Here is a 19,797-nt window from a genome sequence, read left to right as displayed (position 1 = left end):
GCCTCTTCTTTGGTGACTTTCTTCTGGCCCCGCAGAAGAAAGTTACCCCGCTGCCGGGCGGGACTCCCGGCAATGCACCGAGCCAAGCCGGCTCACCGCAAAAGCAACCAAGCCCCTCGCTGCCAGCGACTTCAGATCCCCGCCCCAGCCTCAAACAAACTCAACCGCGCCGCACTCAACTTCACCCGCTGCCCCCCCCGCAAGCTCAACGCCTCCGCCTGCTCCCGCGTCAGCTCCGCTTCCAGCGGCTGCCCATCCGGCCCGATCAATTCGACCCGCGCGCTCGCCCCAAACGACAGCACCCGCTCCACGGTGGCCGCCAAACCAGGCGCCGATTCATCGGTCAGGATCTGCAGCTCATGCGGCCGCGCATAGGCCTGCACTTCGCCGCTCCCAACGTTCGTGCCGGCGCCGGGCAGCTGGTGCTCGCCCATGTGCAGGACACCTCCGCGCGCATGCCCCACGAAGCGGTTGACTGCACCCAGGAAGCCATAGACGAACGGCGTCGCCGGGCGCTCATAGACCTCCTGCGGCGTGCCAACCTGCTCGACGCGGCCATGGTCCATCAGCACGATGCGGTCCGCGACTTCCAGGGCTTCGTCCTGGTCGTGGGTGACGAAGATGCTGGTGATGTGCAGCTCGTCGTGCAGACGGCGCAGCCAGCGGCGCAGCTCCTTGCGAACCTTGGCGTCCAGCGCGCCGAAGGGCTCGTCCAGCAGCAGCACGCGCGGTTCCACGGCCAATGCGCGGGCCAGGGCGATGCGCTGGCGCTGGCCCCCCGACAACTGCGGCGGGAAACGGTCCCCCAGCCAGTCGAGCTGCACGAGCTTCAGCAGCTCGGTGACGCGCTTCCTGATCTCGGTCTCGGGCAGCCGCTGCTTGCGGGGCTTCACGCGCAGGCCGAAGGCGACGTTGTCGAACACCGTCATGTGGCGGAACAGCGCGTAATGCTGGAAGACGAAGCCCACCTGGCGCTCGCGCACGTGCGTGTCCGACGCGTCCTGGCCGTCGAGCAGCACGCGGCCGCGGTCGGCGGTCTCGAGGCCGGCAATGATGCGCAGCAGCGTCGTCTTGCCGCAGCCCGAGGGGCCGAGCAGCGCGACCAGTTCGCCGGTGGGAAAGTCCAGCGACACATCACCCAAAGCGGTGAAGTTGCCGAAGCTCTTGTGGATGTTTTGAACCTGGATACCCATCACTCGTTCCCGTGCGACGACTGGCTGGCGCGCCACTCGATGAATTGCTTGATCACCAGCGTCACCAGCGCGAGCAGCGCCAGCAGCGAGGCCACCGCAAACGCGGCCGCGAACTGGTATTCGTTGTAGAGAATCTCGACGTGCAGCGGCAGCGTGTTGGTCAGGCCGCGGATGTGGCCGGAAACGACCGACACCGCGCCGAACTCGCCCATGGCGCGTGCATTGCAGAGGATGACGCCGTACAGCAGGCCCCACTTGATGTTGGGCAGCGTCACGCGGCGGAAGGTCTGCCAGCCGCTGGCGCCGAGCACCGTGGCGGCCTCTTCCTCGTCCTTGCCTTGGGCCTGCATCAGCGGGATCAGCTCACGCGCGACGAAGGGGAAGGTCACGAACACGGTGGCCAGCACGATGCCCGGCACGGCGAAGATGATCTTCACGTCATGGGCCTGCAGCCACGGGCCGAACCAGCCCTGGGCGCCGAAGATCAGCACGTACATCAGGCCGGCCACGACGGGCGAGACCGAGAAGGGCAGGTCGATCAGCGTGATCAGCAGCTGCTTGCCGCGGAACTCGTGCTTGGCGATCAGCCAGGAAGCGGCCAGGCCGAACGCGAGGTTCAAGGGCACGGCGATGGCCGCGGCGATCAGCGTCAGCTTGATCGCCGAGAAGGTCTCCTCCTCGACGATGGACGCGAAGTAGACCTCCCAGCCCTTGCGCAGTGCTTCGGTGAACACCGCCACCAGGGGCAGCAGCAGGAAGATCGCAAAGAAACCGAGGCCCAGCGCCAGCAGCGTGAAGCGAACGGCGGGCGATTCGCGCGTGGCGGGGTTGTCCTGGTACTTGGCCCTGGCGCGGGCAGGAGCGAGATGGAGGGCGGTGCTCATTTCCGGCCCCCTCGCTGCGAACTCCAGGCCTGCAGCCCGTTGATGACGAGTAACAGCATGAAGCTGACGATCAGCATCACGGCCGCGATGGACGTGGCGCCGACATAGTCGTACTGCTCCAGCTTGGCGATGATCATCAGCGGCGTGATCTCACTCACCATCGGGATGTTGCCGGCGATGAAGATGACCGAGCCGTACTCGCCGACAGCGCGTGCGAAGGCCAGCGCGAAGCCGGTCAGCAGCGCAGGCAACAGCGTCGGCAGCACGACGTAGCGAAAAGTCGTCCAGCGCTGGGCGCCGAGCGATGCCGCTGCTTCTTCCAGCTCGGTCTCCATGTCCTCCAGCACCGGCTGCACCGTGCGCACGATGAAGGGCAGGCCGATGAAGATCAGCGCCAGCAGCACGCCCAGCGGCGTGAAGGCGATCTTGAGCCCGGCCTCGCCGAACAGCGGGGCCAGCGCGCCACCCGGCACGAACAGCGAACCGACCCAGCCGTTGGGCGCGTACAGGGCGGTCAGCGCAATGCCGGCGACGGCAGTGGGCAGCGCAAAGGGCAGGTCGATGAGGGCGTCCACCAGCTTCTTGCCGGGGAACTCGTAGCGCACGATGCACCAGGCCAGGATGAGGCCGAAGAACAAGTTGATGAAGGCGGCGATCAGCGAGGCGCCGAAGCTCAGCTTGTACGAAGCCATGACGCGCGGCGACGTGGCCGCCGCCCAGAAGGCGTCGAAGCCGTGGCCCGACGACTTCAGGAACACCGCGATCAGCGGCACCAGCACGATCAGCGACAGGTAGAACAGCGTGAAGCCGAGCGTGGGCGCGAAGCCGGGGAGCACGCGTCGCTTCACTGATAGGAACGAAGCCATGTATTGGTTTTATGTGTTTTGCATTTCGGGTCGAGCGCCGGGCCGCTCCCGAGCCGGCCCGCCTTGGCGATGTGCATGTGGCTCAATGCCACAAGCATCGCCGTCCCCTCGGGGGACCGACCAGACGCGCCGGCGTTCAGCGCGGCGCGACCGGGCGAGGGGCTCCATTTCAACGCTTGATGCTTGCCATCACCTGATCAAACGAACCACCGTCGGCGAAGTGCGTCTTGCTGACCTTGGCCCAGCCGCCCAGCGTCTGGTCGACCGTGAACAACTTGATGTTGGCGAAGCGCTGCGCATGCTTCTTGAAGATGGCCGGGTCGCGCGGGCGGAAGTTGTTCTTGGCGATGATTTCCTGCGCCTCGGGGCTCCAGTGGAAGTCCAGGTAGGCCTTGGCCAGAGCGGCATTGCCCTTCTTGGCAGCGACCTTGTCGACGATGGCCACCGGCGCGTCCGTCTCGATGGAGATGCTCGGGTTGACCTGCTCGAACTGGCCCTTGCCGAACTCGTTCTCGATCAGCTCCACCTCGGCCTCGAAGGTGACGAGCACGTCGCCGATGCCGCGTTGCGTGAAGGTCGTCGTGGCGCCGCGGCCGCCGCCGTCCAGCACGGGCACATTGGTCAGCACCTTGGTGACCAGCTCCTTGGCCTGGGCCTCCGTGCCGCCGGTGGCCAGCACGCTGCCCCAGATGGCCAGGTAGCTGTAGCGGCCGTTGCCGGTGACCTTGGGGTTGGGCAGGATGACCTGCACGCCCGGGCGGGCCAGGTCCGTCCACTCCTTGATGCCCTTGGGGTTGCCCTTGCGCACGAGGAAGGTCATCGTCGACGAATAGGGCGCCGCGCTGTTCGGGAAGCGGCTGCGCCAGTCGGCGGGCGTCAGGCCGCTGGTGGCGAGTTGGTCCACGTCGGTGGCCTGGTTCATCGTCACCACGTCGGCTTCCAGGCCGCCGATGACGGCGCCGATCTGCTTGCTGGAGCCGCCGTGGCTCTGGTTGATGGTCACGACCTGGCCCTTGGCCTTCTGCGCGGCGACGAAAGCCGGGTTGATCTGCTTGTACAGCTCGCGGGCGACGTCGTAGGAGACGTTCAGCAGCGTCGCGTCGGCAGCGAACGCGGGCACGGCGGGCAGGGCGGCCGAGGCGGCGATCAATGCAACGAGGGCGCGACGGGTAGGCAGGAAGGCGGGCATGGCGGAGGCTTCGGGTGAACGAAAGCCGGAAGGTTGCCCGAAGTCGCTTATTCGCGGAACGACAGTTTCCTTATTTCCTTATTCGCTCTCCGGCGATGACTGGTGCAACCCTTGCTAATCTCATGAGCATGCCGTTTGCCCTTGACCACCCCTCCACCGCTTCGCTGCTGCTTGAAAGCACGGGCGAAGGCATCTTCGGCATCGACATGGCCGGCTGCTGCACCTTCGTCAACCGCGCTGCCTGCGAGGCCCTGGGCTGGCGCACAGAGCAGGTGCTGGGCCGCAACATGCACGAGCTGATCCACCACTCGCGCGAGAACGGCGCGCACTACCCCGAGTGCGACTGCCCGATCTTCAACGCCTTTCGCCGCGGCGACCCCTGCCGCATCGACGACGAGGTGCTGTGGCGGGCCGACGGCAGCGCCTTCCCGGCTGAGTATTCGAGCTACCCCGTCATCGAGCATGGCGAGGTGCAGGGCGCCGTCGTCACCTTCGTCGACATCTCCGCGCGACGCCAGGCCGAGGCCGCGCTGCGCGCCAGCCACGACGAGCTGGAGCAGCGCGTGGCCGGCCGCACCGCCGAGCTGCGCGAACTGGCCCACCACCTGGAGGCCATGCGCGAGACCGAGCGCAAGCGCATCGCCCGCGAGATCCACGACGAGCTGGGTTCCCTGCTCGTGGCGCTGAAGATGGACCTGGACTGGCTGGCGCGCCGTGTGGGCGACCCGGCGCAGCGCGAGCCCATGGTGGGCAAATGCCAGCGCATGGGCGGCCTGGTGGACACGGCCGTCGACGCAGTCGGCCGCATCATCACGGACCTGCGCCCGAGCATCCTCGACCACCAGGGCTTGTGGGCGGCGCTCGAATGGCAGGCGCAGGAATTCGAGCTCGCCGGCAGCGACGAGCGCCGCGTCGACTTCAAGATGCACATCGCCGCCGACGTGGTGCCGCCGGAAGGCGGGCTGGCCATTGCCGTGTTCCGCATCTTTCAGGAAGTGCTCTCCAACATCGCCCGGCATGCGCGTGCCAGCCATGTCGCCATCCGCCTCGACGTGGACGCGCCACCGGGACCGGTGCTCTACCTTCAGGTGCGCGACGACGGCGTGGGCGCCGCGCCCGAGGCGCTCAACGATGCGCGCAGCTACGGCGTGCTGGGCATGCGCGAGCGGGCCGGGCACTTCGGCGGGCGGGTCGGCATCGAGAGCTTTCCCGGCCGGGGCACCACCGTCCGGCTCGTCATGCCGCTGGAGGCCGCGACATGATCCGCGTCCTCATCTGCGACGACCATCTCATCGTCCGGCAAGGCATCAAGCAGGTGTTGGCCGAGGCCGCGGACCTGCGCGTCGTCGGCGAGGCGGCCAACGGGCCGGATGCGATCCAACTCGTGCGCGCCGGCGGCGTCGACGTGGTCCTGCTGGACATCGCCATGCCGCAGCGCGACGGGCTGGACATCCTGAAAGCGCTGAAGTCCGAATTCCCCAAGCTGCCGGTGCTGATGCTGTCCACCTACCCGGACCGCCAGTACGCCGTGCGCAGCCTCAAGCTCGGCGCGGCCGGCTACCTGAACAAGAGCGCGGACAGCGAGCAGATGATCGACGCCGTGCGCAGCGTGGCGCGTGGCAAGCTTTTCATCACGCCCAGCGTGGCCGAGCAACTGGCCGGCGCCATCGGCGCGGGCGGCGGCCGGCCGGCGGACGACACGCAGCCGCTGGACGAGCTGTTGTCCCACCGCGAATACCAGGTCTTCAAGCTGCTGGCCGCCGGCCGCAGCGTGGGCGAGATCGCCGAGCAGCTGGTGCTGTCGCCGAACACGGTCTCCACTTACCGCGCCCGGGTGCTGGAGAAGATCGGCGTGCGCAACGATGTGGAGCTGGCGTTGTTCGCCGTGCGGACGGAACAGGCGGGATAGGCCCACTTCTGGAAAAGTAAAACCGCGTTTCGTTTTTGCGCGGTACATTGCCGGCCGCATGTGTCACCGCGCCGGCCGGCGCACAGAAAGAGTTCCATGAGCGCCACCCAGCAAATCGCCGAAGCCTTCACCACCGCCCGCGCCGCCGGCCGTGCCATCGCGGCGTATCCCGGCACCCCGCCCGCAACGCTGGCCGAGGCCTACGAGATCCAGGCGGCCGCGATTGCGCGCTGGCCCGATGCGGTCAAGGGCTGGAAGGTCGCCCGCGTGAACCCGGCCTTCGCGGCGCAGTTCCCCGAGGAGCGCCTGATCGGCCCGGCGTTCGCCCCCAACGTCCACCACGTCGACGCTGGCGGCACGGCGACCTGCCCGGTGTTCGAAGGCGGCTTCGCGGCCGTCGAGGCGGAAGTCGTCATCGTCGTCGCGGCCGATTCGCCGGCGGGCAAGGCCGACTGGACGGCCGATTCAGTGCTTCCGCTCATCAAGTCCATGCACATCGGCGTGGAAGTGGCCAGCAGCCCGCTCGCGACGCTGAACGACATCGGCCCCGGGGCGGTCATCTCCGACTTCGGCAACAACTGGGGCGTCGTCGTCGGCGCTGAGATCGCCAACTGGCGCGAGCTGGACACCATCGACGTCGAGACCTTCATCGACGGCCAGTCGGTCGGCACAGGCAAGGCCCACATCAAGCCCGGCCCGCTGGGCGCACTGGCCTTCACGCTGAACAAGCGGGCCGAGCAAGGCGAGATCCTGCGCGCCGGCGATGTCATCTCGACCGGCATGATCACCGGCGTGCATGACATCCTTGCCGGGCAGCAATCGCGCCATGTGTTTGCGGGTGTCGGTGAGGTGATGGTGCAGATCACGCGGGCGGCGGTCGCAGTCGCTTGAGGGCGCGGCCGGAGCGGCAGCAGCCCCGGGTCAGGCCGAGGGCTGCTGGACGTGCTGGAACTCGCCAGCGGCGGCTCCAGCAGCGAACCACTCGGTCGTTCAACCCATGCGGCGCCGGCGCACCAGCAGGCCCACAACGCCCAGCCCCGCAAGCAGCAATGCGTAGGTGCGCGGCTCGGGAACGGCGCTGATGGAGATGTTGAGCACCGCGTCGCGCACCGCTGTTCCGTTCGCCACCAGGCGATAGGTGCCGGGACCGATGGCGCCGTTGAGGGTCGATACGGCGTACCCCCCGAGAACGCCTGCGAAAGCATCGCTCATCACGATGTTGTTGCCGGCGTCGAAGATGTCAATGTTGACGCCTGTGAGACGCGGCCCCGGGCCGGTGGCGGTCGAGATTTCCCACACCGCTCGCCCTGTGAGGCCGGTGATCCCCGCTCCCAAGGTGAAGGTGACGCTCTGCGACAGCGCGCCGGTTTCCTGTGTCACCGTCGTGTCGACGATCAGCGTGTCGCCCGCAGCGAACGATCCCTGGAGCGTGGCGTCGGCATCGAGCACGTTGAACTCAACGTCCCGCGTCATCGCATGCGCTTGGCCGGCCAGCGCCACGGTGAGCGTTGCGGCCGGCACCAGTGCCGCCTGCCTGAACCCTGCAATCCTGAACATCGCGATCTCCTTGCCATGGGGTTGCGCCCGACACCGCGCCGGGCTGCGAACAGCAAACATAGGTGACCCGGGTTTGCGTGCAAGCGTGCAACTAGGGGTGCGGCCGGCATCCGGATCTCGAGAAAGTCCCTCGGCCAGGTCTTGCACGAAGGCGACGCCATTTCGCCCGGCGTGATCACCGACGTGCTCGACATCCTTGCCGGCCTGCGGTCGCGGTATGTGCTTGCCGGTGTCGGTGAAGTGAAGGTGCTGATCACGCACGCGGCAGCCACCAGCCGCTGAGGCATCCGCTGATTCAAGCCGCCATCCAGGCGGCGATTCAGGGCAGCTTTGGCATCCCGCGCTGCACCGCCAGTTCCGCCACCTGACGGCCGAGCGCCGTGCCGTGCTCGTCGGCCGTGCGGGTGTGAATGCCCGCCCAGATCCGCGCGTTCTCGATCTCCGTGGCCGCCTGGGAGAAGCTGTTGAAATGACGCGTCAGCGCGATGTTGAAGGTGGCGCTGAAAGGCACGCCATCGTTGCCGAACAGCAGTTGCAGCGATCTGGACCAGGCGCCTGAAGTCACCGAGTGGCCGGAGAGATAGTCCGGGTGCGGCGGCGTGTTGATCAGCGGCTCCCAGGTCGGGTCCGCGTTCTTCGCAGCGGCGCGGATGGCGGTCAGCGGGCGCCAGGTGCCCATCTTGCGCTTGACCTCCCAGCCGGCGATCACGGCGTCGAGCGCCGCCATGTTGACGATGGCGAAGATGCGCGCGTTCTCCGGCATCGACGTGCCCTTGGCAGCGCTGGCCGCGCGCGCTGCGGCGTTCCACATCTGGCCGCCGTTCATCAGCGTGAAGATGGCTGCCACCGTCTGGTCGGCGGTGCGCTCGGTGGAGTTGCGCGCGCCCAGGCGCCGCACCTCGTCGAGTTCCTTGGCGTACTGCGCGCTGTCGATGGCCAGCGGGCCGGGCACCGACACCTCGGCCGCTGACTTCAGGAAGAAGGGCTTGACCTCCGCCCAGTGGACGGACGCGAAAGCGCCCATCGAAGGCGGTGCCGCCTGCCAGCTCCCCGGCGCGGTGGCCGGCGTGTAGGCGACGCGCGCGTTCCAGCCGTCAGCGGTTCGCATGGCGATGCACTGCTCGGCGACCTGGCGGCCCAGGGCGCTGCCATCGCTCTTGCCGGCGCCATCGGGCAGCTTGGCGAGCGAGGCCAGCAGAGCGGCGTCGAGCGCCGGCTTTTGCACCGGATAGATCGAGACCAGCACCGCATGCGCCGCAGAGGCCGCCGCCGCCTCGGCCGACGCGCCGGCCGGAGCCGTGGGCACGGGGCTCATGTAGGCCTGGTGCGTGCGCGTGATGGCGTTGACGGCGTCGAACATGGAAACGTGCATGAGGGACAGAGCCCGCATCTCGACCTGCGGCGGGCTGGACGTCGTGAGCCCCAGTGCGGTGACGTTCCAATCCGTGACGACATCGGCCCGCGACGAGGGCAGGGCAGTCATCAGCACAGCGGCAAGCAAGGCTTTCAAAGCAACAGGTGTCATCGCAGCTCCTTCGCAGTTGACGGTGCGAGGCTCCGCTCGCCCCTGTGGCCCGGCAACCCCTAGATGGCGGCACAACCGGGCTCTGTCCTCTCGGTTGAGGATTGCTGCGGGGGCGCTCAGGCGTGCAGCGCGACTGGGCCTACGCCGTCGCGGCTGTCAACGGCCGCCCTGGCAGCCGCATGAACGCCAGCGCCGACAGGAAGGAACAGATGCCCAGCGCGAACGCGCCGATGAACAGCCAGGTGTAGCTGGACGTGGCATCAAAGATCATCCCGCCCAGCACGGGGCCCAGCGCCATGCCGACGCTGCTGGCCATCGTGGTGCCGCCGATGACGGTGCCCATCATGCGCAGCGGAAAGTTCTCGCGCGCGATCACTGCGAACAGCGGCATCACGCCGGCATAGGTGAAGCCGAACAGCGCAGCCACCGTGTAGAAGCTCCCCAACTCGCGCGCTTGCACATAGCCCAGCACGACGATCGCCTGGGCCAGCAGCGCCAGCACCAGCGTGCGCGCCGCGCCGAAGCGGTCGCCCAGCAGGCCAAACACCAGGCGACCGCCCATGCCGGCCAGCCCCTCCAGGCTGTAGATGGACACGGCCGCCATCAGCGGGATGCCGCAGGTGACGGCATAGCTCACCGTGTGGAAGATCGGCCCCGAGTGCGTTGCGCAGGTCAGGAAGCTCGTCAGCACGAGGATCTGGAAGGGCGCCGAGCGCACCGCCTGGCCGACGGACATGCCCGGCTCCTGTGCGGCGCCGGCTTTGCTTGCCGCTGCGGCCTGGGCCAGCGCGGGCGGGCGGCGCACCAGCAGCGCGGCGGGCAGCATGATGGCCGCTAACACGGCAGCGATGATCTGCAGCACCGTGCGCCAGTCGTGCGCCTGCACCAGCCAGGCGGCCAGCGGCGACATCGTCAGCGGCGCCATGCCCATGCCCGCCGATACCAGCGACACCGCCAGGCTGCGGCGCGTGTCGAACCAGCCGGTCACGCAGGCCATCAGCGGCGCAAAGATCGCCGCTGCGGCCAGGCCCACGACCGCGCCGAACAGCAGCTGGAAGGCTGGCAGCGACGTCGCCAGGCTGGCGAGCGCCAGCCCTGCCGTGAGCAGCAGCGAGCCGGCGATGAGCACGACGCGCGGCCCGACGCGGTCCGACAGCGTGCCCCAGGCCATGCTGCCGACGGCCATCGCCGCGAAGGCAATCGTCATCGCAGTGGAAATGCCGGTGGTGGACCAGCCCGTGTCCAGCGCGATGGGCCGCAGCAGCACCGGCAGCGAGAAGAGGGCGCCGATGGCCACGCAACCGAGCAGGCCGCCGGCGGCGACGATGACCCAGCGGTAGTGCTCGCGAAGAGCGTTTGTCATGGAAGGCATGGCCGGTCCTTTGCTGAGGGAGTTGATCTGCAGCTCAGGGCTGGCAACCCGGGCCGTCGAGCTGGCGTACCTCGCATTCGAGGTCCCAGTCGGCGCCGTGCACCTTCAGGAATTGCTTCGCCAGTTCGACCGCTTCCGCCAGCGACGGCGCCTCAACGATCGCGTAGCCGGCGATGACCTCCTTGGCCTCGGTGAACGGGCCGTCCGTCACCGACAGTTCGCCGCCGCGACGCAGCCGCACACGTGCGCCTTCGGCCGTGGGGCGCAGGCCGGCGGTGCTCACCAGTTGGCCGGTGCGGGTCAGCGCTTCCATGAGTTGGCCCATGTCGGCCATCAATTGCTCGCTGGGCTGCTGGCCGGTGGTTTCGTCGGCACGGATCATCGAAAGGAATTTCATGTGCAGGTCTCCTGGAATGTGACGGGGGCGGAACGGTGCCGCCGTCTCCACAGGAAGACGAACGACGGCCCGCCAAATCGACGGGCCCGGCATTGCCCGGCCGTGTTTTCAGGGTTTTCCTGAGGGGTTGAAACCGGCACGTGCCGGCGTGCTTCAGCCTCGGCGGAGTCGCTCGACGACTGATGGCGGCAGCGGCATGAACTCGCGCACGTCCTGCGCGCAGCGGCAGGCGGCGGCGATCTTGGCGGCCCAGTGGTGCGCGGCGTCCCGGTCGGGCACGTCGACCACGGCGAAGCCGCCGATGAAGTCCCGATAGGCCGGGTTGGGGCCTTGGGTGATGTGCCCGTCGGTCGCGACGATGGTCGTCGTGGGCGGCTCCAGCAGCCCGCCTGCAAACAGGAAGACGCCGGCGTCGATGGCTTCCAGCACGGCCGCCGCGGCGGCCTTGCCCACGGCCGGAAAGTCGGCTTCCGGGATGTGGCTCATGGCGCCTTCGTTGAACGAGATCAGGTATTGAGTCACTGCACGCTCCTTCGTTGGGGCCGACGACTTCGGCCGCTACCCGTCACGACGAACGAGGCCGTACCGAATCGACAGACTTGGCTTGGCGTTCCAGCGCAATCAGGTGTCGCGTGGACCGAGCGGCATGGGCGTGAACCCGGCCGCGATCAGCCGGCTGCCGTCGAATGCGGCAGGCTGATCCCCAAACTGCATGCGTGGATCGTTCGTGACCTTCTCCATGCCGGCATCCCGCGCGGCCTTGTCGGGCCATTCAACGCAGGAAAGAACGACCGTCTCGTCGTGCCGGGCGCCCGCAGCCGTCGCGAAGTCGGCGTACTCCACCTCCGACCCCTTGGTTTCAACGCCGTGGTAGGTCTTGGCATCCGGTCCAGACTCGTCAAGCCAGCATTCGATGACGTTCAGCGCACCGTGCTCCTTGACCACCTGTGCCGAGATCCTGGCGAGCCTTTCATAGGCGGCGCGGTTGGCGCGCGGGACCGGTGCGAGGAAACAGTCGATGTAGCTCATGCAAACCTCCGTGGGTGATGCCCGATGCTCAGGGCGAGAGGCTGGACGTCATAGCCATGCTGGCGGCGTCTCCACTCCGGACCAGCCCCAGTCTCGAAGAACTTCGATTGCGCTCCCTCGTTCGTACGGGAAGGCGCCCATGCATGAATAGCCGTAGCCATTCTCCATAGCGGCCTTCGCCTTCGTTTCGTCCCACTGCTCCATGAGAAGCATGCCTCGGGTTGCGCCGAAATCGTAGACAACAGCGTCGAAGGGAACAGCCTTACCGGCCGTTGTTGTTAACACGAATGGCGCGGCAACGCGCAAGCCGAGATCAGCGCCGGCCTCAACCCAGGATTGACCAAGGTCTGAATTTATGACGTTCAACGTTGAAGTTCAGCCGACCTGCGCCAGCGAAGCTGGCGCAGGTCGGCTGCAATGCCAGGTTAAGGCGCTCTCCCGCAGACACAGGTAGTGCTCCTCACATTCCGCCGTTGGTCCGCGCCAATGAAGGGATTGAGCAATGTCACCTCAACTCGATAAGCGAGAGGACTGCACTTCGCTCTGCATTGCTCTTGAAACGAAGCTCGCGGATTTTCTTGGATGTCCAGCAAGGCCCAAGTCAACAGGGTCACCCACGCCACGAGAACAACGAGCACAGATGCCCGTCGTCGCGGGGATTGCGACTGAAACCTTTGCCAGTTGAACCGCAAGATGCCTCGTAGCCCCTGAAACTCCTTCGGCACTCTCTGCGCCGTAGATCGTGTCACGTCGCCAGCGCCTTAACGTTGAAGTTGAGCCACAAGCGGCGGCTTGCCGACGCGAGTCGGCTCGAGCGAATGGTTAGACATCAGATTGCATCCCCCGCGACTGGTTTGCCAGCAACGACGATTTGCGCTTTGACCGAGAAGAGAGCCCTTACAAATACTTGAACCAAGCCGCCTTCTGGCTCGCCTTGCGTCATAGGGGCTGTGAGCCAGAGAGTCTTTCTGAGCGCGAACCATCCTGTGTTCCGGTCGCGGCACTCACCATCGATATATAGACGCGTGCCGCCAGTCCATGAATTGACCACTCGAACATCGCGTCCATTGACGACTGCGGACCACTCTTTGATTGGCATGTCTCTTCCTCTCCCCTGATGTTTAACGTTCGCGCTCAGCGGGCGGCGAAGCCGTCCGCTGTAGCAAAGGGTTCGGCCTCGCAGTCAATACCAGAACGCTAACCTGCGACATAGGAGACTGAAAGCAGCTTGTACTTGGCAAGCTCCGCTGGTGAAGGGCAAGGTACTTCGTCGAGGTAGAAGTGATATCCGGTTGCAATCAGCGCGATGGGCACTGCGACTTTGGCGACGGTGCTCGGGGAAGCGCTGGTACGCAAGCATGTACGCGATCCGTGCTGCAACTTGACCTTCACTCGCGTGGGCTCCGCAGTTCTAGCCTGCACAAAAATCTCTTGCTCGCCCGGTGCCATGTCAGCAACGACGTAGTCGGAATTTGATAGCGATGCGAACGCCGCGCCGTTTGTGCCGACGGAAAGTGATACGCCTCCAGCAATGAACGACGACTCTCGAAAGACGAGAACCTCTGCGCGAGCAGATGGGGAAGGCTTGGGAATCGCGACGACGGGCTGACTTGCACACCCAACCAGCACTGCCGTAGTGAGTGCGATACAGAAGAGTCTCAAGAATTTCATAGGTGGAAGCCCCAGGGGAATGTTAAGACGCCTAACGTGTTCTCGGGAGAAAGACCGCGCCGCCTAGACAGGCGCCCTGCGCCCTAGATCGGCGCCTTGTATCGCAGGCAAGTGCTTGAATCGACAAAGAAAATCTCCCCTTTCTCTGCATTCCATACAGCATTAAATTTCCGGCGAAAGCGGCGAGAACTTACAAGTTCTCTGCCGTGGGTTTCGCCTGCCGTTGACGGCTGATGATGCCAGCGGCGGCGACCTTCGCGCCGCTGCGGCCAACTGCCGCAGCCCCAGGTTTTCCCTGGTAGTTCCACCCCTGCAAAAACTCGCCGCCCCCACGATGACGCGACGGCGTGCTGGTTCCTGGAGTCGCTCCCATCCCGAGTAGCACTCGATGACCCACGATCCCTACGACGCTGACCGCCCCTTGCTGATGCATTGCGCCTGCGGCCAGCACGCCAGCGCCGCAGACCACGCCGCCGCCGAGCTGCGCACCCGCAGCGAATCAGCCGACTTCGAGGCCGAAGCGGCCAACTTCGTCGAAGCCTCGCTCGTGAAGGCGCTGTTCCCGCAGGACGAGCTTCGCCGCCGCTTCCTGAAGACCGTGGGCCGGGGGCACGGCGATGGTGGCGATCGCCAGCCTGTTGCCGATTGCGCCACTGCACGCCATGGCCCCGGACACCAAGGCGGCGTCGGCGAAGTGCAGGTGCAGAGACGCGCGCTGCGGCGACAAGCACTCAAGACAGTGGGCGGAGGGCGGCCAGTACGGCCTCGGGATCTTCCTGGCAGCAGTAGCGCAAATTCAGGCGCGGCAGCGTGGCGCCAAAGTGAGCGGCGACCGAGCCGTCCGCAGGAATCAGGAACCGCACGTCCGCCCACTGCTGAGCGCACACGGCGATGGGCTGAAGTGCCGAGCCGGTGCAGCCGCCCGAAGACTCGACGACCCAGGTGGCCTTGCCTCCCGCGATGCGGACATGGCTCAGGTCTTCGATGGCCAACGCCACCAGCGCACGCAGCGTCGTGACCGGCGCGACGGTGATCCGCCGGGAAGGCGCGTCGTCGCTGGCGTGAACGGTCCCGCGCTCGACCCGCACGATCAGGTGCGCCGCCGCCTCATGGGTCGACTTTCTGCCGCGCGACCCCAAGCGCAAGCCGACGTAGAAGATGGCTGCGCAAGGCAGCATGGCCATGCCGGCCATCAAGGTCAGGCCGAACACCCAGCCAAGCACATCGCTGCTGAACAGCTTCGCGAGCACCAGGGTCACGACCGGGAAGGCGATGACCGCAAGAACGATGAGCGCCTTCGTGCGCCCACAGGCCTTGCCGGATCGGGCCGGACGCAGGCGCCCGAACGCAAACCCCGCAGCCAGCAAGCCGCCGATGCTGAAGGCGGCGCCGATCATGGCTGCCCCGCGCGAACGATCACCGGCGCGTTGCCGAGGCCGCTGCGCTGCAGCCAGGCGAAGACCGAGTCGACGGTCACCGTGTCGATGCGATCCGCGAAGCGCTGCTCGTTCGGGTGGTCGTCGAACGCGACGTTGGCGGCCGTCGCCCGCGCGCCGAGGCGTTTCAGCGGGCCGATGTTCAGCGACGTGGGCTTGTAGCCCTTCATCAGCATCCAGGCCTGCGCCTGCCGCCTGTCGGCAACGGTGGCTTCGGCCGCCAGCGCGAGCGTCTCCACCGCCCACTGGTTGCTCTGCTGGTAGGTCTGCCCCCAGGCATAGGCGACCATGCTGTAGCGCGGCTCGTTCAGCACGGCGGCGCGTGCGTTGTCCTTCAGCAAGGGCAGCAGCCGCGACTGGAGTTCGGGCGACAGCGTGACGAAGGCCGCTTCGTAGCGATGGGGGCGATCCAGGAAGAACTCGCCGAGCCCTTGCCGATAGAGCGCCGAGCGCGCCGTGCCGCAGTGGTTGAGCTTGTGCAGCACCCGCCAGACGGGCTTCGAGCCGTCTGTCTTCGAGCCGTCTGTGTCGCGATAGGCAAAACCGAGGTGCGAGTAGCTCAGCCGGTAGGCGCTGAGGTCCTGCCCGGCGCGCGCCAGCATGACGACGTCTGCGCCGCCGGCGTCGAGCGCCTGCGCAGTCGCGTGGGCCAGTGACATGCCATCGGACACTGACCTCGGGTCGGCCGCCTTCTGCTCGCAGGCCTGGCCTGCCGAGGCGAGCGGGGTCGCCGCGGCGAGCAGCAACGCGAGAGTCGACCGCCGGATCATGGCGTCACGCGTTCGTTGTGCAGCAGCGCTGCGCCGATCTCGCTCGGAATGAAGGCGACCACTTCACCAGCGACCGACAACACCTTGCCGGCAGTGATCGCAGTCACGACAACGCTGGTGCCGACGGCGACCGACGCCTTTCCCGTCAAGTTGCTGGCCACCTTCACCGAGCAGCGTGCGCCGTCGCTGGCCCGTTCGAGCACCCAGGTCGAGACGTTGGCAGACGCCTCAACCGCGACAACCGTCAGGTTGACGCCCGACAGGACGACGGGCACCGCCGCTGCCGACAGCACCCCGATGGGTACGGCGGACAGCGCGCTCGCATCGGAGGCCTGCGCGTGTGTATGGGCCGAGCACGCTGTGACGACGATGAAGACGACGGCTGAAAGGGTGGAAAGGGGCGCGAAAGCGGGCATGAAGCAACCTGACGGATGTGGGGAGGGAACAGCCCGAACTGTCGCCACCGCGCGTTGTTGCGTCGTTTCATGCTGGCGCTGTCTTGTTTCATTGGTTGCTCCAACAAATGAAACACGCCGGCCCGGGGATGAAACGCCCCTGCGACTGGCGGTAGCCAGACTGCGACTGCTCGCGCATTCGGCCCGAGCAGAACCCCTGGTAGCTGCATGCGCTTTCGTTTCACTTTGCCAACCTGGCCCTTCGTCGTTCTCGCCGTCCTCGGACTGGCCGGGTGCGACATGGCGAACTACCACCACAGGGGCGGCCAATGGCTGCACGGCGATGCTTCGTTCACGCCGCAGGACCCGGCGAGTTTCGAACCGCTCGACGAGCGCTTTGCGCGCGACAAGCTGCGCGGCTATTGCCGCGGCGCAGTGATCGAAGACAGCGACGGCGCGAGCTTTTCCGTCGTCTCGCAGACTGAGGCGCGAGACCGCAGCAAGGTCTTCCACTGCGACACCTACCGCAACGCGCAGGAGTACTGGTCCATCCAGCACCTGCGCATCAAGCAGGTCGAGGGCGCCGACGCGCCCAGCTATGTTTCGCTGGGCGGAGGCTATGCGCGCGACAGGCGTCGCGTCTACCTCGCCGGCACGCCGTTCAAGGTGCGCGACCCTGCGACTTTCGAGCCGCTGGGCGGCGACTTCGCCCGTGATGCCGAGCGTGGCTACTACGCACGGGTCGAGATCCCCGGCAGCGATGGCCCCAGCTTCGAGAACATCGATGCTGGCGACACCGCATACGCCCGACACCGCGCAAACGGCTACTACGGCTACCGTGACGATGAATCGCTGGATTCGGCCGGCCGCCCCCGCCGCGTCGTTCGCACGCTGCGCGGCGCCGACCCTGTTGGCCTGCGTGTGCTCGGGCGCGACTACGCCGCCGATGCGCGCCATGTGTGGCATCGGGGGCAGCCCGTCCTCGGCGCCGATCCCGCGAGCTTCGTGGTCGACAGGGCCTTCGAAGGCGAGGCCGATGCCAGGGACAAGTCGGGCGCGTGGAGCGCCGGCCAGCGCGCGGGCGCCTCGAAATGATGCGGCTCGCTCAGGTCTTCTGGACCGTCGCCGCCATCGATGCGGCGCTGCTTGCGATCTTCTTCTTGATGATGTTGAAGGACAACACCGGCCACCAGGACGGTGGCCGCGCGATGGGTCTGTTCTTCTTTGGGTGCGTGCCGGCGGTGGTGCTCGTCGCCACTGTGCTGCTGTTCCATTTCAGCGCCGGCTGGCCGATGAAGTCGGTCGCGCTTTTCATCCTCGTCGTGCCCGGCCTGTGGTTCGTGAAGGTGCAGGTCGGGGACCGGATGATCGACCGGCGCATTGAGGCAGACCGGCAGGGGGTGGGCTACTTCGAGGGCGATGCGATGCGCCAGATGGGCGCGGCGGTCGTGGCGCGTGACGTGGCGACGTTGATGCGCATCGGTGCCACGGTGGACGTCAACACGCCGGGCCGAGAGATGACGCTGATGCGCCTGGCCGTCGACAGCGCCGACGCGCGCTCCTCAGACGGCAACGAACTGCCGGTAGTGCGCGCACTGCTCGCACTGGGCGCGCAGGCGGACGACGCGTTGCCGGTGGCTTGCGTGCGACGCGATTCGACGTTGCTGACCATGCTGCTTGCGGCGGGCGCCAATCCGAATCTCAAGGTCTCGCCCAAGGAGCCGCTCGTGTTTGGCGTGATGAGCGGCGTGACGCCCGCCAACTTCCGCCTGCTCGCCAGCCATGGTCTCGATCTGGGCAGCAGCTCCTACGACAACCCGCTGGCGGTGCAACTGGTGATCTATCGCCGTTGGGACTTGCTGGCGATCCTGATCGAGCTGGGCGGAGATACCGCGCGCGCACGGCCCGACGGCCGGACGGTGAACACCGAAGTGGCCAGCCAGATCGCGGAGGAAACCGCCGCCGGGCGCGAGCCGCCGCCTGAGTTGCTGCGGGCCTCGAAGCTGCTGAATGGCAGGCGCCGCGGCCCCTGAGCCCGGCTTGCAACAAACGAAACGCGACGCCCTGCCGCGCGCAACAGGGTTGCAACCGGCGCGCAGAAGAATCAACGCTCACCACTTCTGACCCAGGACGAACCCATGCCGATCTCCCATTTCCGCGCGCGCACCGCATGCCATTTGCTCGCCGCGCTCACGCTGTCTCTGGCGGCCGGCGCAGCGAGCGCCACGGACGCCACGCGTGGCATCGAGCAGGCGCTCGCCGCCGCGCAGCAGGACAAACGCGGCGTCACGCTGTATGTGGCCGGTCAGACTATTGGCGGCGCCGTGACGCGGATCGAGCCGGGCCTGTGGGTCGAGCTGAAGAGCCAGGCCTTCGGCAAGATCATCGTGCGCCTGGATCGCATCGACGGCATTGCCGCGCCTTGAGGAGCAGGATGTGACTGCCACCCTGCCCAACCCCATGTCCATCGAGAGCGCGCTCGCCGCGCACTTCAAGCAGCCCGACGGCCCGAGCGTGCCCGGCGTCTCTTGGCTGGTCCGCATCGAGCATGGCGGCCAGGCCTGCCACGCGCGGGTGAAGGCCCTGCTCGCAGCAGACGCCAGCCGTGCGACCCGCCGTGACGAGGCCTACCAGGCGCGCGTCACGATGCAATACCTGACCGAGCTGATCGAGAGCGGCTGGAACCCGGCGGATGAACGTGAGCACACGATCGAGGTCGGCAACCCGCCCGGTGCCGCGCAATGCCCGTGGTGGCGGTTCTGGTGAGCTTCTGGGATCACCCCAAGTTCAACCGGCCGACTGATGCTGTGGGCGACTGGCACTTCGCGCGGAGCGCCTGCTTCGAGCATGAGGATGCGCCCACGGCGGTGAAGTACGCCGTCGAGAAGATGACGAAGCAATTGCTGCAGCGGGAACCGCTCGATCTCACGGCGCCGGTGCTGCGCTACGCCGGCACGTCAGGTGCGGGCGGGCACCCGAGCACCGTGCGGCTGGAACTCATCGCCATCGGCGGCGGGCGCCATCTCTACCGCCTGACCAGCGAAAGCAGCGCACCGCGACGCTGGGAAAGGGAGTTGGGCTTTACCGCCGATTGCGAACGCCGCTTCGCCCACTGGGGCAGGCAGTTGCGCATCGTTGCCGACGAGCAGGCTTGGCCGAGCGCATCGCGCGAAGCGCTTGAGCAAGTCGTCATGGCCGTCGTCGCCGAGGATGAAGCGGCCGCGCTCATCGTCGAGGACAGGGCGCCGGTCATCGAGTTGCAGCGCCAGGTGCTGGACGCGTTGCGGAGCGGCATGGGCTTCTTCACGGCCAACAAGGAAGGCGGCTCCCATTTGTTCTTCGACGGCCAGGTGTTTCGTCGCAACGACTACGGCGAAGCGCCCGAACCGAGCACCATCTACACCGACGACGCGGCGATGGTCGAGTGCCTGTGGCGCTTCTACCAGTGGGATGCCTGCCGCGACAGCTACCCGCACGCCAAGCCAGAGCGGGCGGTGTGGCAGTTCATCCAGGGCCAGTTGCGGCCTCGCTGAGCCGGCGACGAGGATTGCGGCGCAGAACAGTACCCAGGAAATCCCGGGTAGTTGCAGCACTACAAGAAGTC

24 protein-coding genes are annotated in these 19,797 nt (G+C 66.9%); 9 read left to right on the top strand and 15 right to left on the bottom strand.

Annotation, left to right across the window (positions count from 1 at the left end; all coding sequences use genetic code 11):
• Positions 1-131: 131 nt before the first annotated feature.
• From AC0IZJ_RS16385 to AC0IZJ_RS16370, 4 genes are all read right to left on the bottom strand, one after another.
• Positions 132-1,193 (bottom strand): sulfate/molybdate ABC transporter ATP-binding protein, encoded by a 1,062-nt coding sequence (locus AC0IZJ_RS16385; RefSeq protein WP_471851785.1) that lies wholly within the window; start codon positions 1,191-1,193, stop codon positions 132-134.
• On the bottom strand, positions 1,193-2,077 hold the full coding sequence (gene cysW, locus AC0IZJ_RS16380; protein ID WP_471851783.1) for a sulfate ABC transporter permease subunit CysW: 885 nt from the start codon (positions 2,075-2,077) through the stop codon (positions 1,193-1,195). The genes AC0IZJ_RS16385 and cysW overlap by 1 nt, the downstream gene beginning before the upstream one ends.
• Complete coding sequence (gene cysT, locus AC0IZJ_RS16375) at positions 2,074-2,943, bottom strand: sulfate ABC transporter permease subunit CysT (RefSeq protein WP_471851781.1); 870 nt, start codon at positions 2,941-2,943, stop codon at positions 2,074-2,076. The genes cysW and cysT overlap by 4 nt, the downstream gene beginning before the upstream one ends.
• A gap of 169 nt (positions 2,944-3,112) precedes the next feature.
• Positions 3,113-4,132 carry a sulfate ABC transporter substrate-binding protein gene (locus AC0IZJ_RS16370; protein WP_471851779.1) on the bottom strand — a complete coding sequence of 340 codons (1,020 nt, stop codon included), beginning with the start codon at positions 4,130-4,132 and terminating at the stop codon, positions 3,113-3,115.
• A gap of 128 nt (positions 4,133-4,260) precedes the next feature.
• Here AC0IZJ_RS16370 and AC0IZJ_RS16365 point away from each other — a divergent pair, with 128 nt between their 5' ends.
• From AC0IZJ_RS16365 to AC0IZJ_RS16355, 3 genes are all read left to right on the top strand, one after another.
• Positions 4,261-5,394: a sensor histidine kinase gene (locus AC0IZJ_RS16365; protein ID WP_471851777.1), complete on the top strand. Its 1,134-nt coding sequence runs from the start codon at positions 4,261-4,263 to the stop codon at positions 5,392-5,394.
• Positions 5,391-6,041, top strand: coding sequence for a response regulator (locus AC0IZJ_RS16360; RefSeq protein ID WP_471851774.1), 651 nt, complete (start codon positions 5,391-5,393; stop codon positions 6,039-6,041). Before AC0IZJ_RS16365 ends, AC0IZJ_RS16360 begins: the two co-directional genes overlap by 4 nt.
• A gap of 96 nt (positions 6,042-6,137) precedes the next feature.
• Positions 6,138-6,932, top strand: a complete 795-nt coding sequence (locus tag AC0IZJ_RS16355; protein ID WP_471851772.1) for a 2-keto-4-pentenoate hydratase — start codon at positions 6,138-6,140, stop codon at positions 6,930-6,932.
• A gap of 99 nt (positions 6,933-7,031) precedes the next feature.
• Here AC0IZJ_RS16355 and AC0IZJ_RS16350 read toward each other — a convergent pair whose 3' ends face one another.
• Positions 7,032-7,598, bottom strand: a complete 567-nt coding sequence (locus tag AC0IZJ_RS16350) for an FxDxF family PEP-CTERM protein (protein WP_471851770.1) — start codon at positions 7,596-7,598, stop codon at positions 7,032-7,034.
• Between the two features lie 141 nt (positions 7,599-7,739).
• On the opposite strand from AC0IZJ_RS16350, the gene AC0IZJ_RS16345 reads away from it, so the two are divergent.
• Complete coding sequence (locus AC0IZJ_RS16345) at positions 7,740-7,880, top strand: hypothetical protein (protein ID WP_471851767.1); 141 nt, start codon at positions 7,740-7,742, stop codon at positions 7,878-7,880.
• A gap of 37 nt (positions 7,881-7,917) precedes the next feature.
• Here the strand turns inward: AC0IZJ_RS16345 and AC0IZJ_RS16340 are convergent, their stop codons facing one another.
• The 10 genes from AC0IZJ_RS16340 to AC0IZJ_RS16295 all read right to left on the bottom strand — a co-directional run bounded on the left by AC0IZJ_RS16340 (position 7,918) and on the right by AC0IZJ_RS16295 (position 16,214).
• Positions 7,918-9,123, bottom strand: a complete 1,206-nt coding sequence (locus AC0IZJ_RS16340) for a vanadium-dependent haloperoxidase (protein WP_471851764.1) — start codon at positions 9,121-9,123, stop codon at positions 7,918-7,920.
• A 139-nt stretch (positions 9,124-9,262) separates the two neighbouring features.
• The gene (locus AC0IZJ_RS16335; protein WP_471851762.1) at positions 9,263-10,495 is read right to left on the bottom strand and encodes an MFS transporter; all 1,233 of its coding nucleotides are present in this window, start codon (positions 10,493-10,495) and stop codon (positions 9,263-9,265) included.
• A gap of 34 nt (positions 10,496-10,529) precedes the next feature.
• Positions 10,530-10,892: a YciI family protein gene (locus AC0IZJ_RS16330; RefSeq protein ID WP_471851760.1), complete on the bottom strand. Its 363-nt coding sequence runs from the start codon at positions 10,890-10,892 to the stop codon at positions 10,530-10,532.
• 153 nt (positions 10,893-11,045) lie between these two features.
• Positions 11,046-11,414: a YciI family protein gene (locus tag AC0IZJ_RS16325; protein WP_471851758.1), complete on the bottom strand. Its 369-nt coding sequence runs from the start codon at positions 11,412-11,414 to the stop codon at positions 11,046-11,048.
• Positions 11,415-11,513: 99 nt separating this feature from the next.
• Positions 11,514-11,921: a DUF1428 domain-containing protein gene (locus AC0IZJ_RS16320; RefSeq protein WP_471851756.1), complete on the bottom strand. Its 408-nt coding sequence runs from the start codon at positions 11,919-11,921 to the stop codon at positions 11,514-11,516.
• A gap of 829 nt (positions 11,922-12,750) precedes the next feature.
• Positions 12,751-13,020 carry a hypothetical protein gene (locus AC0IZJ_RS16315; protein ID WP_471851754.1) on the bottom strand — a complete coding sequence of 90 codons (270 nt, stop codon included), beginning with the start codon at positions 13,018-13,020 and terminating at the stop codon, positions 12,751-12,753.
• Positions 13,021-14,091: 1,071 nt separating this feature from the next.
• Complete coding sequence (locus AC0IZJ_RS16310; protein WP_471851751.1) at positions 14,092-14,319, bottom strand: hypothetical protein; 228 nt, start codon at positions 14,317-14,319, stop codon at positions 14,092-14,094.
• Positions 14,320-14,323: 4 nt separating this feature from the next.
• Positions 14,324-14,989 (bottom strand): hypothetical protein, encoded by a 666-nt coding sequence (locus AC0IZJ_RS16305; protein WP_471851749.1) that lies wholly within the window; start codon positions 14,987-14,989, stop codon positions 14,324-14,326.
• Positions 14,986-15,798, bottom strand: coding sequence for a DUF2145 domain-containing protein (locus AC0IZJ_RS16300; protein ID WP_471851747.1), 813 nt, complete (start codon positions 15,796-15,798; stop codon positions 14,986-14,988). Before AC0IZJ_RS16300 ends, AC0IZJ_RS16305 begins: the two co-directional genes overlap by 4 nt.
• Positions 15,795-16,214 carry a hypothetical protein gene (locus AC0IZJ_RS16295; RefSeq protein ID WP_471851745.1) on the bottom strand — a complete coding sequence of 140 codons (420 nt, stop codon included), beginning with the start codon at positions 16,212-16,214 and terminating at the stop codon, positions 15,795-15,797. Before AC0IZJ_RS16295 ends, AC0IZJ_RS16300 begins: the two co-directional genes overlap by 4 nt.
• 207 nt (positions 16,215-16,421) lie before the next feature.
• On the opposite strand from AC0IZJ_RS16295, the gene AC0IZJ_RS16290 reads away from it, so the two are divergent.
• The 5 genes from AC0IZJ_RS16290 (at position 16,422) to AC0IZJ_RS16270 (ending at position 19,726) form a co-directional block, all read left to right on the top strand.
• On the top strand, positions 16,422-17,288 hold the full coding sequence (locus AC0IZJ_RS16290) for a DKNYY domain-containing protein (RefSeq protein WP_471851742.1): 867 nt from the start codon (positions 16,422-16,424) through the stop codon (positions 17,286-17,288).
• The gene (locus AC0IZJ_RS16285) at positions 17,285-18,226 is read left to right on the top strand and encodes a hypothetical protein (protein ID WP_471851740.1); all 942 of its coding nucleotides are present in this window, start codon (positions 17,285-17,287) and stop codon (positions 18,224-18,226) included. Before AC0IZJ_RS16290 ends, AC0IZJ_RS16285 begins: the two co-directional genes overlap by 4 nt.
• Before the next feature lie 105 nt (positions 18,227-18,331).
• On the top strand, positions 18,332-18,619 hold the full coding sequence (locus AC0IZJ_RS16280) for a hypothetical protein (protein ID WP_471851738.1): 288 nt from the start codon (positions 18,332-18,334) through the stop codon (positions 18,617-18,619).
• A gap of 10 nt (positions 18,620-18,629) precedes the next feature.
• Complete coding sequence (locus AC0IZJ_RS16275; protein WP_471851736.1) at positions 18,630-18,959, top strand: hypothetical protein; 330 nt, start codon at positions 18,630-18,632, stop codon at positions 18,957-18,959.
• Positions 18,956-19,726 (top strand): hypothetical protein, encoded by a 771-nt coding sequence (locus tag AC0IZJ_RS16270; RefSeq protein ID WP_471851734.1) that lies wholly within the window; start codon positions 18,956-18,958, stop codon positions 19,724-19,726. The genes AC0IZJ_RS16275 and AC0IZJ_RS16270 overlap by 4 nt, the downstream gene beginning before the upstream one ends.
• Positions 19,727-19,797: the final 71 nt, after the last annotated feature.

Source organism: Roseateles sp. AC306 (genome assembly GCF_979253795.1).
This window is presented reverse-complemented; position numbering and strand designations above follow the sequence as displayed.

Bases quoted from the DNA above. Each gene is read 5' to 3' on its own strand.
- AC0IZJ_RS16320 (WP_471851756.1), bottom strand. From the start codon at position 11,921: ATGAGCTACATCGACTGTTTCCTCGCACCGGTCCCGCGCGCCAACCGC.
- AC0IZJ_RS16360 (WP_471851774.1), top strand. From the start codon at position 5,391: ATGATCCGCGTCCTCATCTGCGACGACCATCTCATCGTCCGGCAAGGC.
- AC0IZJ_RS16300 (WP_471851747.1), bottom strand. From the start codon at position 15,798: ATGATCCGGCGGTCGACTCTCGCGTTGCTGCTCGCCGCGGCGACCCCG.
- AC0IZJ_RS16340 (WP_471851764.1), bottom strand. From the start codon at position 9,123: ATGACACCTGTTGCTTTGAAAGCCTTGCTTGCCGCTGTGCTGATGACT.
- AC0IZJ_RS16355 (WP_471851772.1), top strand. From the start codon at position 6,138: ATGAGCGCCACCCAGCAAATCGCCGAAGCCTTCACCACCGCCCGCGCC.
- AC0IZJ_RS16280 (WP_471851738.1), top strand. From the start codon at position 18,332: ATGCCGATCTCCCATTTCCGCGCGCGCACCGCATGCCATTTGCTCGCC.
- AC0IZJ_RS16285 (WP_471851740.1), top strand. From the start codon at position 17,285: ATGATGCGGCTCGCTCAGGTCTTCTGGACCGTCGCCGCCATCGATGCG.
- AC0IZJ_RS16335 (WP_471851762.1), bottom strand. From the start codon at position 10,495: ATGCCTTCCATGACAAACGCTCTTCGCGAGCACTACCGCTGGGTCATC.
- AC0IZJ_RS16370 (WP_471851779.1), bottom strand. From the start codon at position 4,132: ATGCCCGCCTTCCTGCCTACCCGTCGCGCCCTCGTTGCATTGATCGCC.
- AC0IZJ_RS16350 (WP_471851770.1), bottom strand. From the start codon at position 7,598: ATGTTCAGGATTGCAGGGTTCAGGCAGGCGGCACTGGTGCCGGCCGCA.
- AC0IZJ_RS16315 (WP_471851754.1), bottom strand. From the start codon at position 13,020: ATGCCAATCAAAGAGTGGTCCGCAGTCGTCAATGGACGCGATGTTCGA.
- AC0IZJ_RS16365 (WP_471851777.1), top strand. From the start codon at position 4,261: ATGCCGTTTGCCCTTGACCACCCCTCCACCGCTTCGCTGCTGCTTGAA.
- cysW (WP_471851783.1), bottom strand. From the start codon at position 2,077: ATGAGCACCGCCCTCCATCTCGCTCCTGCCCGCGCCAGGGCCAAGTAC.
- AC0IZJ_RS16290 (WP_471851742.1), top strand. From the start codon at position 16,422: ATGCGCTTTCGTTTCACTTTGCCAACCTGGCCCTTCGTCGTTCTCGCC.
- AC0IZJ_RS16330 (WP_471851760.1), bottom strand. From the start codon at position 10,892: ATGAAATTCCTTTCGATGATCCGTGCCGACGAAACCACCGGCCAGCAG.
- AC0IZJ_RS16305 (WP_471851749.1), bottom strand. From the start codon at position 14,989: ATGATCGGCGCCGCCTTCAGCATCGGCGGCTTGCTGGCTGCGGGGTTT.
- cysT (WP_471851781.1), bottom strand. From the start codon at position 2,943: ATGGCTTCGTTCCTATCAGTGAAGCGACGCGTGCTCCCCGGCTTCGCG.
- AC0IZJ_RS16295 (WP_471851745.1), bottom strand. From the start codon at position 16,214: ATGCCCGCTTTCGCGCCCCTTTCCACCCTTTCAGCCGTCGTCTTCATC.
- AC0IZJ_RS16385 (WP_471851785.1), bottom strand. From the start codon at position 1,193: ATGGGTATCCAGGTTCAAAACATCCACAAGAGCTTCGGCAACTTCACC.